At 46.1% G+C, this 14,551-nt stretch carries 12 protein-coding genes and 2 pseudogenes; 7 read left to right on the top strand and 7 right to left on the bottom strand.

The annotated features are described in order from the left end of the window. Positions 1 to 414: pseudogene (locus tag H740_RS12090) on the top strand (hypothetical protein); the annotation flags it as partial. A gap of 287 nt (positions 415 to 701) precedes the next feature. Here H740_RS12090 and H740_RS03825 read toward each other — a convergent pair. From H740_RS03825 to H740_RS03800, 5 genes are all read right to left on the bottom strand, one after another. Beyond that, entirely contained in the window at positions 702 to 1,022 is a 321-nt protein-coding gene (locus tag H740_RS03825; protein WP_002951462.1) for a hypothetical protein, read from the bottom strand. 156 nt (positions 1,023 to 1,178) lie between these two features. Beyond that, positions 1,179 to 2,138: a DUF3137 domain-containing protein gene (locus tag H740_RS03820; protein WP_002951460.1), complete on the bottom strand. Its 960-nt coding sequence runs from the start codon at positions 2,136 to 2,138 to the stop codon at positions 1,179 to 1,181. 521 nt (positions 2,139 to 2,659) lie between these two features. Beyond that, positions 2,660 to 3,541, bottom strand: coding sequence for a methylenetetrahydrofolate reductase (locus tag H740_RS03810; RefSeq protein WP_034957229.1), 882 nt, complete (start codon positions 3,539 to 3,541; stop codon positions 2,660 to 2,662). Positions 3,542 to 3,766: 225 nt separating this feature from the next. Beyond that, a complete protein-coding gene (gene metE, locus H740_RS03805; RefSeq protein ID WP_002951457.1) occupies positions 3,767 to 6,040 on the bottom strand; it encodes a 5-methyltetrahydropteroyltriglutamate--homocysteine S-methyltransferase in 2,274 nt (757 codons plus the stop codon). Between the two features lie 463 nt (positions 6,041 to 6,503). After that, entirely contained in the window at positions 6,504 to 8,003 is a 1,500-nt protein-coding gene (locus tag H740_RS03800; protein WP_002951455.1) for a C69 family dipeptidase, read from the bottom strand. Positions 8,004 to 8,216: 213 nt separating this feature from the next. On the opposite strand from H740_RS03800, the gene rpmI reads away from it, so the two are divergent. From rpmI to H740_RS03785, 4 genes are all read left to right on the top strand, one after another. After that, a complete protein-coding gene (rpmI, locus tag H740_RS03795) occupies positions 8,217 to 8,408 on the top strand; it encodes a 50S ribosomal protein L35 (protein WP_002944195.1) in 192 nt (63 codons plus the stop codon). 82 nt (positions 8,409 to 8,490) lie between these two features. Further along, positions 8,491 to 8,844, top strand: coding sequence for a 50S ribosomal protein L20 (rplT, locus tag H740_RS03790; protein ID WP_002944116.1), 354 nt, complete (start codon positions 8,491 to 8,493; stop codon positions 8,842 to 8,844). Between the two features lie 156 nt (positions 8,845 to 9,000). Beyond that, the gene (locus tag H740_RS12085) at positions 9,001 to 9,138 is read left to right on the top strand and encodes a hypothetical protein (RefSeq protein WP_231679304.1); all 138 of its coding nucleotides are present in this window, start codon (positions 9,001 to 9,003) and stop codon (positions 9,136 to 9,138) included. Next, entirely contained in the window at positions 9,135 to 9,488 is a 354-nt protein-coding gene (locus H740_RS03785) for a hypothetical protein (RefSeq protein ID WP_002951454.1), read from the top strand. The genes H740_RS12085 and H740_RS03785 overlap by 4 nt, the downstream gene beginning before the upstream one ends. A gap of 121 nt (positions 9,489 to 9,609) precedes the next feature. On the opposite strand, the gene coaE is transcribed toward H740_RS03785, so the two are convergent. Continuing rightward, positions 9,610 to 10,278 carry a dephospho-CoA kinase gene (coaE, locus tag H740_RS03780; protein WP_002951453.1) on the bottom strand — a complete coding sequence of 223 codons (669 nt, stop codon included), beginning with the start codon at positions 10,276 to 10,278 and terminating at the stop codon, positions 9,610 to 9,612. Between the two features lie 73 nt (positions 10,279 to 10,351). Here coaE and purM point away from each other — a divergent pair, with 73 nt between their 5' ends. Together purM and H740_RS03770 are read left to right on the top strand one after the other, a co-directional pair. After that, positions 10,352 to 11,335, top strand: a complete 984-nt coding sequence (gene purM / locus H740_RS03775; protein ID WP_002951452.1) for a phosphoribosylformylglycinamidine cyclo-ligase — start codon at positions 10,352 to 10,354, stop codon at positions 11,333 to 11,335. 402 nt (positions 11,336 to 11,737) lie between these two features. Next, complete coding sequence (locus H740_RS03770) at positions 11,738 to 12,982, top strand: Zn-dependent hydrolase (RefSeq protein ID WP_002951451.1); 1,245 nt, start codon at positions 11,738 to 11,740, stop codon at positions 12,980 to 12,982. Between the two features lie 120 nt (positions 12,983 to 13,102). Here H740_RS03770 and H740_RS12495 read toward each other — a convergent pair. Continuing rightward, positions 13,103 to 14,507, bottom strand: a pseudogene (locus H740_RS12495) (alanine/glycine:cation symporter family protein). Positions 14,508 to 14,551 lie beyond the last annotated feature (44 nt).

Genomic DNA, 14,551 nt, shown 5'->3' with positions numbered 1-14,551 from the left:
AAATTTATTTCGTATGGTATTTTTTTTGCTTGCACCTTTTACAAAGCCTGTGTTAATTACGCCATTTATAGGTGTTTTCAAACCAATTTAAGCGAAAGCAATCAGTTTAAGAGCTATGCTTTGGAACAGAATCTAACCGCACCAGATGAAATTTTAGCCCTATATAATCAAAATATCCATATCAAAGAAGATAATATAGATTCCAAAATAGACTTTATTATAAAAAATCGTACGAACATTATCGCCACAATAGAAAATAAAAATTTAAACAATGAAGTAGTTAATTTTCTAAAATTTGATGAGTACTTAGATATTACGCTAAAAACTTCAAATCTAGTCTACGGTTTTTTGATACTTCTCGTACTATATTCGCTTGCAAAAACGGCTAGGAAAAATTCAATCATACCGAGTTAAATTATTCCTGGATTTCGAGTATTGCCGTCAAATTTAAATTCTAAAAATTGCCTCTATATAAGGTTCAATTTGAACCTATTGATCATACGGTTTCATAAAATAGCAAGAAAATAAAAAATCAGTAATTCAAAAAACTACTAAATAGGTAGACTTCAAACAAATGCAAAATCACTATCAATTCTTTAAAAAATCGCTAAAGCATAAATTTCGTATGCGAGCCGCCCAAGGCTAAATTCCACGCCCAAAGCGGCCGCATACTTAAAGCTATGGCTCAAGACGAGTCGCGATTATTTGCCTACTTTTCTACAGCAATCTTTTCGTAGTCCATTGCTCTTTTCGCAGCATCTTTCATAAGCTTGCTTTGATAGAGCAGCGTCCTTTTTCACGCGCTGATCAGTCGCGCCGCCTCTGCCGTACTCATATATCTCGCCTAGATCCTTGCACGACGCGGTATCGTTCTCGCTATAGCAACCTTTTGTAAAAATCTGTACCGCCGTAGCCCACTGCCCTTTAGACACAGCCTGCGCTCCATCGCCATGGCTCTTGCCGGCCTGAGCCGAAGACAACGCCAAACACGCCAAAAAGATTGCTAAAATCAACTTTTTCATGACGACTCCTTTGTGTGGATTTATAAAGCGATTATACTGCAAAGACGATTTAATGTTTAGAAAATATTTATGCTATATCGTGATTAAATTTACGTAAAATTTTATCGTTGCATTCAAATTTGAGCCGCGAGCCACAAAGCCGTCCAAATTTCAAAATTACCAAATTTTGCGGTTTAAATTTAGCTCTTTTACTATCTGAGTAAAGCTTGCTATCTCGCTCTCGTAAAGCGCTATGGTTTCGTTGTTTATTAGGGGCCTGCGGATATCTGGTTCAAAGTCGTCGCGCCAGGTCTCTACGGCGATAAAGATTTGATTATCCTTAAAAACGGCGTTTACGGGCGCATCTAGCCTGAGGCAAAGCAGGGTAAATTTTTCCATCAGCGCCGGGCTAAGCGCGTATCTAGCGCCGATTTGATCGGTCGTATAGACGTCAAAGATCTCTTCAAATCTCACGTCGTCCATATTTGCCTTCTGCCCGTAGATGGCTAAATTTCGCGAATTTGCGTGTGCGATTTGCGTTATGGAGCTTAGCTTTTTATTAAAATCCGCCTTAAAAAGCACGCCTTGAAACTGCACGACCGTCTCGGTGCCGTTTTTCTTTTTCACCTTTTTGGCTGCGTAAAAGTCGCTAAATTTGACGCTGACGCCATCTATATCGCCCTCAACGAGATCCTCACTGCTCCACTCATCGACCCTGCAATCGTAAATCGTAAAAAAATCATCAAGCCCCAGCCCACGGTCTTTGTTGTAGCTAAGCCCGTGCGTTTTTACGATATTTTCTATGATTTGTCGTTTGAAATTTGCCCTAAATTCACGCCTTTTAGACGCAGTCAAAAGGCCGGTCGTCGCAGCATATGAGATCGCGCCCAGCGTCACGCCAAAAATCGCGTCTAAAAGATACGCTATCGCCGCGCCCGCGCAAATGCCGACGCCAATGCCGATCAAATTTGCTTTTTTGATAGAGGCGACTAAATTTACGCGCTCGTTTTCTAGCTCTTTTAGCTCGGACAAAAGTTCGCTTTGGGCTGAGTCTTGAGCATTCTCGCTTAAATTTCGGGCGGGTTTTTCGCCTAAGGCCGCAAAAAGATTAGAAGCCGCGGGAAGCGCGAAAAGCACGGCTATGGCGCCGACGAAAATAAAGGTAAATAAAGTCTCCGTTTTGACTCCTTTACGCGTTTGGCCGCTTATTTTTACGGCTTTTTGGCTCGCAAACTAAAGCCGCCTACGGTTAAATTTCGGTGCGGCAATTAAATCAGACCGCGTGGTCCGCATTTGCGCTTAAATTTACGCCATTTTTGATTCCGCTTTTTTGCTTAAATTTAAGCCGTCCGCTGCTTTGTTTCGTTCCGCTTGTCCGCGAATTTAAACTCCGCCGCTGGGCTTGCCGTTTTGTTTTGCATTTAATCGCCTTTATTTAAGCGCAAATTTAAACGATCCGCACTCTCTTTTCTCGCGATTGTCGCCTCTTTTCGTTTAAATTTCGCTCTTTCAAATTTTAGCGCCTTACGGGAATTTAGGATTTGGGCAAATGAACCCAAATTTAAACAAACCTGCGCGAAGGTAAAATTTGCTTTGCGGCGCAACCTTAACGCCTAAATTTCGCGTGCTTGTCGCTCAAATTTACCGCCGCGCTCGCCTTAAAGTAACCTAAACTCGCGAGCTAGCTCCAGGCTCGCCTCGATCTCGGCGCGCTTTGCCATCACGCTTTCGATGTTTGCGCTCAAATTTAGCCCGTTTTCGTCGCCGAATTGCTTTAACTCGCGCCAAATTTCTTTGATGATCTCGCAACTTTGCGCCAGATAGTCCTCACTGGCGTTTAGCCGATCTTCGACCGAGCTAGGCACGCTAACGCCCAGCCATTTGATAAACTCCAGCGTTTTTGGATTGCCTGCCGTAGAAAACGTGAGAAATATCGGCTCGGTTATCTTTGCGGCCGCGCAGTCTTCCAAAAACTTACGCGTCATCTGCGCGTCAAAAATCGCCTGTGAGATGAAAAACTTCGCTCCCGCCGCGATCTTTTCGCGCACTCTTTGCGGTTCGTCGCCCTTTTTAGCGTGACGTTCGGCGATACACACTCCGCCGACGGCTAAATTTTCAAATTCGCCCGCGATCTCGTACGCGCGAGCCAAATTTAGCCGCACTTTTTGCGAGCTAGACGTAGCTCCCACAAGCACGTTTAGATTTGAGCTTTGAGCCGCTAGAGCCGCGCGAAATCCATCCTCGTTGTAGCCGCTAGCCACGCGGTAAAAGACGCTCGGAGTCGCGACGCTTAGGTAGTCTCGGTAGTAAATTTCGGGGCTTAACGTTCCGCTAAACTCGAATGTCCGCTCGCTATCGTTTCTCTCGCTCTCGTCTTGCACCTCGTAAAGCACGAGTCCGTCAGCATTTATACCCTCTATCCTACCCGTCCAGCGATCCGAGATGTCGCGCAGCTTGGACTCCTCAAATTCGGCCTTGGGCGGCGTTAGTCCGTAGAGTACGAGCCCCTTTTCTTTGTTTAAAATTTTTTCTTTTAGCATGAAATTTCCAAATTTAAAATGTAGAAAACCGCGCCGTTTGCGGTTAAATTTACGCTGCGACGGCGCGTGCGCAGGATAAATTATTAGCCGCGACCGACAAATTTGCTCCGCGTCAAATTTGAGCGGGTTTTCTAAACCAGCCAAAATTTGAGCTAGCAAAGCCGCTCTCGCCGTAAATTTAAGCGGCAAAAGCGGCAAATTTATCCGAGTCGCAAGCTGTCGAAATTATGAATTTCTTACGATTTTGACAGCTTCGACCATATTTTTTAGGCTCGGCTCGACCTCTTCCCATTTACGCGTTTTTAGGCCGCAGTCAGGGTTAATCCAGAGCTGTTCTTTTGGTAGAACCTCGAGTAGCGCACGGATCTGACGCACGATCTCATCGGTGCTAGGAACCCGCGGGCTGTGGATGTCGTAGACGCCTGGGCCTACTTCTTGTTTATAGCCGACGGATTTAAATATCTTTAGCAGTTCGTTGCCGCTGCGAGCGGTCTCGATGCTGATAACGTCGGCGTCCATCGCCTCGATCGTCTTGATGATGTCGTTAAACTCGGAGTAGCACATATGCGTGTGGATCTGCGTTTTAGGCTCGGCAGAGCTAACGGAGAGCTTAAAGCAATCAACCGCGAATTTCTCGTACGCAGGAATGTTTTCGGCGCGTAGCGGATAGCCCTCTTTAAATGCCGCTTCATCCACTTGGATGATGCGGATGCCGGCATTTTGCAGGTCTGCGATCTCGTCAAATATGCAAAGCGCAAGCTGCTTAGCCACCTCGCTGCGAGGCAGGTCGTCGCGCACGAAGCTCCAGTTTAGCATGGTTACAGGACCTGTTAGCATACCCTTCATTATGCGATTAGTGCGGCTTTGTGCGTATTTCATCCACTCGACCGTCATCGCTTTTGGACGGCTCACGTCGCCGAAAAGTAGAGGCGGTTTCACGCAGCGGCTGCCGTAGCTTTGTACCCAGCCGTTCTCGCTAAATGCATACCCTTCGATCTGCTCTCCGAAATACTCGACCATGTCGTTACGCTCAGGCTCGCCGTGGACTAGCACGTCTAGGCCGATATCTTCTTGAAATTTGACGCAGTCGTCGATGTATTTTTTGATGCCGGCCTCATACGCGCCAGCGTCGATCTCGCCTTTTTTGAAGTTTTGGCGAAGCACTCTTAGCTCGACGGTTTGAGGGAAGCTACCTATCGTAGTAGTCGGCAGGATGCCGTAGTTTAGGCTTTCGCGTTGGATTTTGATGCGATCTTCAAATTTATCTTCGCGCTCAAATTTGACTAGATTTTTCACGCGGTTTTGGACGCTTGAGGAGTGGATCAAATTTGACGTCGCTCGGGTTTTAACCGCAGCTTTGTTCTCTTCGTAAATTTTGCTTTCCGCCGCGTTTAGCGCTACGCCGTTAGCTAGCTTGGTTATGATTTTTATCTCGTCTAGTTTTTCTACGGCAAAGCTTAGCCAGCTTTTGACCTCAGAGTTTAGTTTTTCTTCGTATTTTAGGGTATAAGGCACGTGGAGTAGCGAGCAGCTAGGTCCGACGTAGAAATCTTTGCCGCCGATTTTTTCGCCGATTTCGCGGACTAAATTTACCTTTTCGTCGATATTGCTTTTCCAGATATTTCTTCCGTCGATAACGCCTACAAATAGCGTTAAGTGGCTGTTTTTGATAGTTTCAAGCGCTTCGAAATTTCTTTTTCCGTGAACGAAATCTAGTCCGATACCGTAAATTTTAGTTTTTGCTACCTCGGCGACCGCTTTTAGCGCGTGCTCAAAATACGTCATAAACACGATTTTGACGTTGTTTGCGGCTTCGGCTAGCTCATTATATACCTTGCTGATGACGCTAAGCAGGATATCTTCGTTTTTATCGGTCGCAAAAATCGGCTCGTCAAACTGCACTAAAACCTCATCGTCAAGCGTCGAAAGTAGCTCAAGAAGCTTTTTATATTCGGCGACTAGAGCGTTTATATTTTTAAACGGACAGCTGCCATCTGTGGTCTTTGAAAGCGCCAAAAATGTGATAGGTCCGATCAAATTTACCTTGCCTTTTACGCCCGCAGCCTTTGCTTCTTCGTATTCTGCAAGGATTTTTGACGCGTCTAGCTTAAAGGTCGTGTCGGCGCTAAGCTCAGGCACGATGTAGTGGTAGTTTGTGTTAAACCACTTCGTCATCTCCATCGCTACACCGGTTTTGTTGCCGCGAGCGCAGGCAAAATACTGCTCGCGCCCGCTCAAATTTGCAAATCTAGGCGGTACGGCGCCAAATGCGACGATGTTATCAAGCATAAGATCGTAAAACGAAAAATCATTTACGCTGATGGCCGAAATTTCGGCGTCTTTTTGGTATTGCCAGTGTCTGTTTTTTAGCGTTTTAGCGACGCTTAGTAAATTCTCCTCGCTAAAGCCCTCTTTGCCGGCCCAAAGGCCCTCAAGCGCGCGTTTTAGCTCTCTTTTTTCTCCGATTCGCGGGAAACCCGTAACATAACTTTTTATCATTTTGATTCCTTTAAATTTTGATTTTTTATTTTTAAATTTTATGCGCTATAAGCTTGCTATTTTGAAAAGAACGGGCTTAGAAATGGCGGATGGCAACCACTTTTTCTCAAACTAAAATAAAATTTATAAAAAACTCTACTAAACAAATTTCGCCCAAATTTCAGACGCTGCCTCGCTTTATTTCTAAAAATGCAGTTGCAATGCATCGGACGCGGCGATAGAAATAAATTTATATTAATGTTTAAAAACGTGAAATTATTTAAAAATTTGGCTGTTTTTTTAAAGTCGTTTGCAGTTTTTTTGCTAAGATTAAAGAGTCTCAGGCATGGGGCAAGGCATTAAGCTCATCCTTTTGGGGTCAAATTTGAGCCGTATTATAAAGATTTTTAAAAAATAAATCAAGAAGTTTTTATCAAATTCGGGCTAAATTTGAGGCAGGCCGCAGCCCGCCCCTTAAATTTGCCTAGTCTTTTTTGCCTTTGTTTAGCGATTTTAGCTTGGCGTCGGTGTCATCAGTTAGCATCGTGAAGATTTCATTAGTCAAATTTTGCGTTAGAGCCTTGGCTTCCTTCATCATATTTATCGAAAATTCGTTTAGCAGCTTGTTTGCTTTAGCTTTGTCTTTTTTGTAGAGTTTGACGTATTCGTCTTCAAATTTAGCCTGCTTGACCGCGAGCGCGTCCTCAAACTCCTTGTAGGCCTTTTTCACGACAGGCGAATACTTATCGTAATCCATCATCACTAGAGTTTGCAGTTTTCTATACGTCCAATAAATCGACTCGTCATCGGCTTTATACGAGCCTTTATCGTAGCCGTCGATAAATTTGTCGAGGCCATAGTAATACGGCAAATAAACGCCAAGATCAGACATACCAAGCGCCACGTAGGTCACTCTGCCGATCTCTTGCGGTAGCCACGGGCGCACCTGCATCACGTGCGACTCGTAGGTTCTAAAGACGCTCACGGCGCGGTAGATATTTTTTTGATTTTCGTCTTTGCTCGCGTAGTTATCGTATGCAGTGCCGTCGTAGTGGGATCTAAGAGCATTTTTTAGATCCTGTACGCTTAGCTTTTTAGCCGGTTTTAAAAATACCGGATAGTTGCCGCCGTCAAGGGTCTGCTTGTCTTTTAACTCGGGATTAAACATCTGCTGCACCCAGCAAACGCGCGGATAGTTGTAGGTTATATCCCTCTCGTCGTTTCTGGTGTAGGCTTTCGTAAACTGAAATTCGCCGTCTTTTGCCGGATCGTAGGCACCGTTATCTTGGGCAAATTTGATTAAATTCTTTGATCCCATGAAATTTGGATCGTTTTCTTTGTAGTTTTGTAGTCTGCCTTGGTTTGCGGAGACGAAGTACTCGTCTTTTGGTAGTTTAACCGCCATCCAGTGATGGCCGGTGCCGGTTTCAAAGTACCAAAGCTCGTTTTTATCCACGAACACGACGCCAAAACCCTCTCCCGCGCCCGTAGTTTCTACGATCTTGCCGAGCAGCTTCACGCCCTGCGCCGCGCTTTTCATCCTAGGTAGCAAGACGTCGGGGATATCGTCCTCCGTGATGCCGGTAGCTTCATTATACGGATCGATTTTTAGCAGTTCGTCTTTGGCGTAGATGGTCTCGGTGCCGCTGATGCCAACGCCCGCGTCATTGTAGCCGACTGCGCCGTGAAGCCTGGTGTGAGAGTTTGCTATCGTTGTGTATCTCATACCCTCTTTTGGCAGCGGATAGGTAAAATCATTTGCTCCGTTATGCGCCTTTGAGCTGTGGATGCCTTTTTGATTGGTTTTATTCGGATGTATCAAAAATACCTGCGCCTTTATCGCCTTGCTATCGGCACTTCTGGCTATCAGCATAGAGCCGTCGTCAGAGGCTCCTTCTCCAACCAAAATAGTCGTGCAAGCTAGCGCGTTTGCGCAAAACATCGCGCTTATTACCGCCGCAGAGGCGAGAAAGTTCATCTTCATCGTTACTCCTTGATTTGAGATAATAAATCTAAGTGAAATTATAGGACTAAAAAATATTAATTAAATATAAAATTTAAGCTACTTTCAAGATTGTATTGTAAATTTGTTTTGTATTTTATCGCGCGCACTGTCAAATTTAAATTTCTTAAAGGAATTTTGGGTATAATCCCACTCTTACGCATAAGGCGTAAAAGAAATTTTAAAAGGATTAGTATGCCTAAGATGAAGACAGTTCGCGGCGCTGCTAAACGTTTTAAAGTGGGCAAAAACAAGATCAAAAGAGGCTCTGCTTTTAGAAGCCACATTTTGACCAAAAAATCTCGCAATCGCAAGAGAGATTTACGCTCGCCTCAATACGTAGACAGCACAAACGTCGCAAGCGTCAAAGCGATGCTCGGAATTTAAGTTTTTGACGAAAAGTCATTCCAAACTCCCCCAAATTTGGGGCAAGACTCACTCAGTGAGCGCCGATTTGTAAAGGATAAATATGGCAAGAGTAAAAACAGGCGTAGTTAGAAGAAGACGCCATAAAAAAGTTTTAAAACTAGCTAGAGGTTTTTTCAGCGCTAGACACAAACACTTTAGAAAAGCTAAAGAGCAATTAGAAAGAAGTTTGGTCTATGCATACCGCGACAGACGCCGCAAGAAACGCGACTTCCGCCGCTTGTGGATAGTGCGCATAAATGCTGCGTGCCGCCTAAACGACATTAGCTATTCGCGCTTTATCGCGGGACTTAAAAAAGCAAATATCGAGCTTGATAGAAAAATCTTAGCCGATCTAGCTATGAATGACGCAAAAGCTTTCAGCGAGCTAGCTTCAAAAGCAAAGGCTGCTTTATAATACCCAGGGGTGGTTTCCCGCCCCTTTTTCTATATCTTTGGTTTCATAAAATTTATCGTTTTTCTCCGATCTCAATAAAACAAATTCCACTCCAAATTTTAATTTTTGTTTTTCGTTTTTTCCGATAAAATACCACCTCAAATTTAAGGAGCAAAAATGAACATACAAAAACTAAATCAAAACCTAAACAAACTCAACAAATTTTTATTTATTATCTTAGGCATCGCCGTCGCGATCTGGATCGGCGTAGAAGTTTTTGTAGGCAGCAAGGTAGAATACGCAAAAGAACAATGAAAGAAAATCTATGCGAAGCGTCAAACGTAAAAGAAATGCTGGCGCGACTAAATTCAGGTCTTCCGAGAAAACTAGATGAGATAAATACGCTCGAAAAAATCAGCTGTGAAAATCGTCGCATCATTTATCGATATGCACTTGGAAAAGGGCTAGAAATGGATGAAAACGCGCTAAATGATAAAGATATAGCCGAGCTAAAAGAGGAGCAAACAAAGGAACTCAAAAAAGAATTTTGCGAAGATACGCGGTTAAAGGCGGTGCGCGAGATAGCCGACGGCGTCGATTTTGTTTATTATATAAAGAACAAAGAGCTGATTCGGGTAAAACTTGAAAGCAAAGACTGCAAATAAACTAAAATAATCAACGTAGTTTGAGTCACAAGTAGTAGCAGGGCTAGATATGACGCCAAACTGCCGCTGCCAAGTGACTAAAGCAGTGTTCAAATAGCATCAAATGCCGTGTCATAACAAGTTAAGCTATTTTTTCCAAAAAAGACCCGGTTTCATCTCTTAAATTTTGCAAATCACCGCTATTATCTATAACAAAATCCGCCATAGTGCGCTTTTGTTCGATATCTATTTGTAGCTCTACGCGGTGCTTTGCGGCGGCATGGTCCAGCCCGTTTCGCGTCATCACGCGCGCGATCAGCATTTCTTTAGGTGCATAAACGACCGCTACTTTATCAAAAAACTCATACCTCTTGCCCTCGAAAAACAGCGGAATATCGACGAAATAGAGCTTTCCTTTCGCCTCCAAAGCCTGTGCCTGCGATAAAATTTCAGCCGTTATCTTTGGATGCAGCAACGCTTCAAGCTTTGCAAGCTCCGCCTGGTTTTTAAACACCAGCTCGCCTAGTTTTTTTCGGTCCACAAAAGCGCGGGAATCGGTCAAATTTTCCTCATCTCTACTATCGTCAAATTCCGCGTGCGGGTTCAAATTTGCAGCCTGTACGTCTTTTTGCACGACGTATTGCGCTCCGAAAATTTCAGCTACCTGCGCGGCGCAGCGATCAAGGACGCAGTGCGAAATCTTATCGGCGTCGATGATCTCAAATCCTAGCTCGCGAAGTATCTCACAAACCGTGCTTTTGCCGCTGCCGATGCTACCCGTGATGACGATTGCGTGTTTAAATTGCGGCATTTTGCCTCCGATTTTTTACTCCGATTTTAGCAATTTTTGGCTAAAATTAATCAAATTTCAATAAAGGCCAAAAATGATAAGCTACAAAGACGCTGGCGTCGATATAGACGCGGGAAATGACTTCGTAAATGCGATAAAACCGTTCGTCAAAGCGACGCAAACTCCGCACGTTTTGGGCGGTATCGGCTCGTTTAGCGGCGCGGTGAGACTGCCTGCCGGCTACAAAAAGCCCGCTATCCTAGGCGCTACCGACGGCGTAGGCACAAAGCTACGACTCGCAATCGACGCGCGTAAATTTGACGGCGTGGGGCAAGACCTCGTCGCGATGTGCGTAAACGACCTCATCTGCAACTTCGCCGAGCCGCTGTTTTTCCTCGACTACTACGCGACTGCAAAGCTCGAGATCGCGGACGCCAAAGAGGTCGTAAAAAGCATCGCCGAGGGCTGCAAACTCGCCCGCTGCGCGCTGATCGGCGGCGAAACGGCGGAGATGCCCTCGATGTATGAGAAAGGCGACTTCGACCTTGCTGGGTTTGCCGTGGGCATCGCCGAGGAGGACGAGATCGACCGCAGCAAGTTCGTACGCGAAGGCGACGTACTCATCGCGCTTCCTAGCAATGGCCTGCACTCAAACGGCTTTTCGCTTGCGCGCAAAGTGGTCGCCGAGCTGGGGCTAAAATTTGACGACAAAGTGGACGGTCGCGCGCTCATCGACGTGCTTTTGGAGCCGACCAGGATATACGTCGCCGACTTTTTAAATTTAAAAGACAAGATCCACGCGCTCGCGCACATCACGGGTGGCGGCATCGTGGAAAATCTGCCGCGCGTATTTCCGGATGGGCTGGGTGCAAAGATCGAGCACGCCGCGATCCATACGCCTGAAATCTTTAAAATCATTGCACAAAAGGTGGAGCCAGCCGAGATGATGAGGACGTTTAACATGGGCGTAGGCATGATCGTCGTAGCGCCGAAGCAAAACGCTGACTTTATGCTATCCAACACCGACGGCTACGTCATCGGCGAGGTCGTAAAAGGACAAGGTGCACAGCTGGTTTAAACACTCAAATTTAACTTTGGCTCGCCAGCAAATACGCTACGAGCCAAAGATTTTTAGGTGGCAAATTTATGTTGCCAACCGCTCCTCTCAAAAACCACTGCTTTTGTTTAAATTTGACCATCATATTTTCTGCAAAATCATATCTCAAACCGGTCAATTTGTTAGTAAAATTTAGTATGTTATGGTATAAAGTTTTTACTTTATCTATTTGTAAATTCTATATTAAAAAGCCGATTTTATCGCTAAATTTTAATAAAACTAACGTTAGCGTTTGTTAGCTCTTAGATCCCAAACATTATCTAAAATCCAAAAATTAAATATTGTATTAAATAAAAATATTAAAGTATAAATTTAATGCTTCTTAGCTAGAATTTGGTAAATTTTAAATACGAAGGACGGGCGATGAGCATAAATTTAGATAGACTTAAGGCGCTTTTTAGCGAGATAAACGCGATCAACGACGAAAGTTTTGGCGCTGGGATGAGCCGCCTAGCCTACACGCGCGAGGATAAGGCCGCTAGAGAGCTATTTATCGCGCGCTGTAAGGAGGCGGGGCTAAAAGTGCGCATTGACGCGATCGGAAATATCTTTGCTAGGCGCGACGGCACCGAGCCTGAGGTGCCGGCGGTAGCATTTGGCTCGCATTTAGACACCGTGATAAACGGCGGCGAATTTGACGGGATTCTGGGTGTCCTGGGCGGACTAGAGCTGATTAGATCGCTAAACGATGAAGGCGTGCAGACGCGCAGACCGCTTGAGCTAGTTGTCTTTGAGTGTGAGGAGTCAAGCAGATTTAATATCGCGACGCTTGGCAGTAAGGTCATGTGCGGCAAGCTAGGTTTTGAAAAACTTAAAGAGGTGCGCGACTTTCAGGGGCGAGCTATCAGCGAGATCTTTGCTGAGTTTGGCATCGATCTAGCAAGCATCGAAAAGGCTAAAAATTTGACGCCGAATTACGAGAGCTTTTTTGAGCTACACATCGAGCAAGGGCCACTACTATATAACGAAAACATCCAAATCGGCGTCGTGAGCGCCATCGCCGCGCCGCATAGATTTAGCGTACGCGTGCAAGGCCAAGCTCAGCACTCCGGCACGACCGCGATGAAGTACCGTCACGACGCGCTTTGCGCGGCGGCGCAGATAGTGCTGGCAGTCGAGAGCGTCGCGCGCGAAAACGCGGCAAACGGCGTGGTGGCGACGGCGGGCAACTGCACGGTAAAACCGGGCGTCATGAACGTCGTGCCAGGCGAGACGACGCTACTAATCGACCTACGCGGCATCGACCTAGCCACGCGCGAAGCGGCATACGAGCAGATCCTGGGCAAAATCTCGCGCATCGAATCACAGCGCGGCGTCAAATGCGAGATCAAGCAGCTAGCATTCGACGAGCCGTGCGCGCTGGACGGCCGCCTCATCGAGCTAATCGCCAAAAAAGCCAAGCAGCTAGGGCTTAGCTTTGAAATCATGCCAAGCGGCGCGGGGCACGACGCTATGCACATGAGCGCACTCTGTCCGACGGCGATGATCTTCATCCCGTCTAAAGACGGTATCAGCCACAATCCGGCGGAATTTTCTAGCTGGAGCGATATCGCTAACGGCGTAAATTTACTAAAAAGCGTGGTTTTAGAAGCGTCGGCTCAAATTTGACGCCGCAAAGTCGGTCGGTAGACCAAATTTGAAGTATTAATAAGTGCGGGAAATTTCTCTCCCACCAAAAAGAAGCAAATTTTACAGCAAAATCAACTGCCGTAAAATTTAATACACCACTCAAGCCTTCCTTATATACTCGCTTGGATCGTATTCTTTGCCTTCGTCGTGATCCTTCAGGAGCTTAACCGCGACGGGGCTGAGCGCGATGATGGCGATCAGGTTTGGAAGCACCATGAGGCCGTTAAACATATCGGCCAGCTCCCAGACGAAATTTATCTTTAGCAAGCTGCCCGCAAAGACGAATCCGACGACTAATATCTGTAAAATTCGCACGAATTTGGCTCCAAAAAGATAGCGCACGTTGATCTCGGCGAAATAGTACCAGCCCAAAATCGTCGTAAAAGCAAAGAAAAACAAGCAAATCGCCACAAATCCATAGCCGCCCGCATGCCCCAAAACATGCGTCGAGAAGGCCTCCTGTACGAGCGAGATGCCAGTTAGCACGGCTTTGCCGTTTTCAAAATGTATCACGTCGGCGCTAAGCACGACAAACACGGTGATATTTAGCACGATAAATGTATCAACAAACACACTCATGATGCCGAGCACCGCCTGATCTACCGGGTGTTTGACATTAGCTGCGGCGTGCGCGTGAGGCGTAGAGCCCATGCCGGCTTCGTTTGAGAACAGTCCGCGCGCGATACCGTATCTCATCGCCGTAGCTATCGTGGCTCCGGTCGCACCGCCCCAGGCTGCGGACGGATTAAACGCGGCTTCAAATATAAGCGCTATGACGCCCGGAATTTTATCAAGATTAAAGCAGATGATGACAAGTCCGACCGCGACGTAGAGGATGGCCATGATAGGTACAATCTTTTCGGCGACTCTGGCGATGGCTTTGACGCCGCCGATAAAGATCATAGCGCAAATCGCCGCCAAAAACAGTCCGCTCGCCCACTGCGGTATGCCAAACGCACCCTTAAAGCCGTCCGAGATCGAGTTGGCCTGGACCATATTTCCCATAAATCCGAGCGCAAAAATGATCGCTAGCGCAAAAAAAGGCCGCCAAAACTTGGGCGTAGCGGTTTTTTAGTCCGCGACTGATATAAAACGCCGGCCCGCCGATCATATGGCCGCTATCATCTTTGGTGCGGTAAATTTGCGCTAGGCAGATCTCTGCGAAATTCGTCGCCATGCCTAAAAACGCCGCGCACCACATCCAAAATATCGCGCCCGGCCCGCCCATGATGAGTGCGGTTGTGGCACCCACGAGGTTACCCGTGCCCACTTGCGCCGCGACGGCCGTAGCAACCGCCTGAAACGAACTCATGCCTGTTTTTCCCGCCGCTTCGCCGTGCAATGAGAAGTTGCCAAAAAGCCTATTAAGCCCCATTTTAAACTTAAAAATCTGCACGAAGCGCAGCCTAATCGTAAAATAAAGCCCTGTACCGCAAAGTAGCGCGATAAGGAAATACGGCCCCCAAAGGAATGAATTTATAGAGCTTACGAGGTCGGTGAGCATGGATTTGCCTTTATTTTTTAAAATTTTTCAAGTATATTTAAAAA

Origin of the sequence: Campylobacter showae CC57C, assembly GCF_000344295.2 — a bacterium.
GTDB classification, from domain to species: Bacteria; Campylobacterota; Campylobacteria; order Campylobacterales; family Campylobacteraceae; genus Campylobacter_A; species Campylobacter_A showae_B.
The sequence above is the reverse complement of the archived record's forward strand: the minus strand, read 5'-3'. Positions and strand labels throughout refer to the sequence as shown.

What these genes read in the sequence shown, in the direction of transcription:
- H740_RS03825 (WP_002951462.1), bottom strand. Translation starts at nt 1,022, where the DNA reads ATGAAAAAGTTGATTTTAGCAATCTTTTTGGCGTGTTTGGCGTTGTCT.
- H740_RS03810 (WP_034957229.1), bottom strand. Translation starts at nt 3,541, where the DNA reads ATGCTAAAAGAAAAAATTTTAAACAAAGAAAAGGGGCTCGTACTCTAC.
- metE (WP_002951457.1), bottom strand. Translation starts at nt 6,040, where the DNA reads ATGATAAAAAGTTATGTTACGGGTTTCCCGCGAATCGGAGAAAAAAGA.
- H740_RS03800 (WP_002951455.1), bottom strand. Translation starts at nt 8,003, where the DNA reads ATGAAGATGAACTTTCTCGCCTCTGCGGCGGTAATAAGCGCGATGTTT.
- rpmI (WP_002944195.1), top strand. Translation starts at nt 8,217, where the DNA reads ATGCCTAAGATGAAGACAGTTCGCGGCGCTGCTAAACGTTTTAAAGTG.
- rplT (WP_002944116.1), top strand. Translation starts at nt 8,491, where the DNA reads ATGGCAAGAGTAAAAACAGGCGTAGTTAGAAGAAGACGCCATAAAAAA.
- H740_RS12085 (WP_231679304.1), top strand. Translation starts at nt 9,001, where the DNA reads ATGAACATACAAAAACTAAATCAAAACCTAAACAAACTCAACAAATTT.
- H740_RS03785 (WP_002951454.1), top strand. Translation starts at nt 9,135, where the DNA reads ATGAAAGAAAATCTATGCGAAGCGTCAAACGTAAAAGAAATGCTGGCG.
- coaE (WP_002951453.1), bottom strand. Translation starts at nt 10,278, where the DNA reads ATGCCGCAATTTAAACACGCAATCGTCATCACGGGTAGCATCGGCAGC.
- purM (WP_002951452.1), top strand. Translation starts at nt 10,352, where the DNA reads ATGATAAGCTACAAAGACGCTGGCGTCGATATAGACGCGGGAAATGAC.
- H740_RS03770 (WP_002951451.1), top strand. Translation starts at nt 11,738, where the DNA reads ATGAGCATAAATTTAGATAGACTTAAGGCGCTTTTTAGCGAGATAAAC.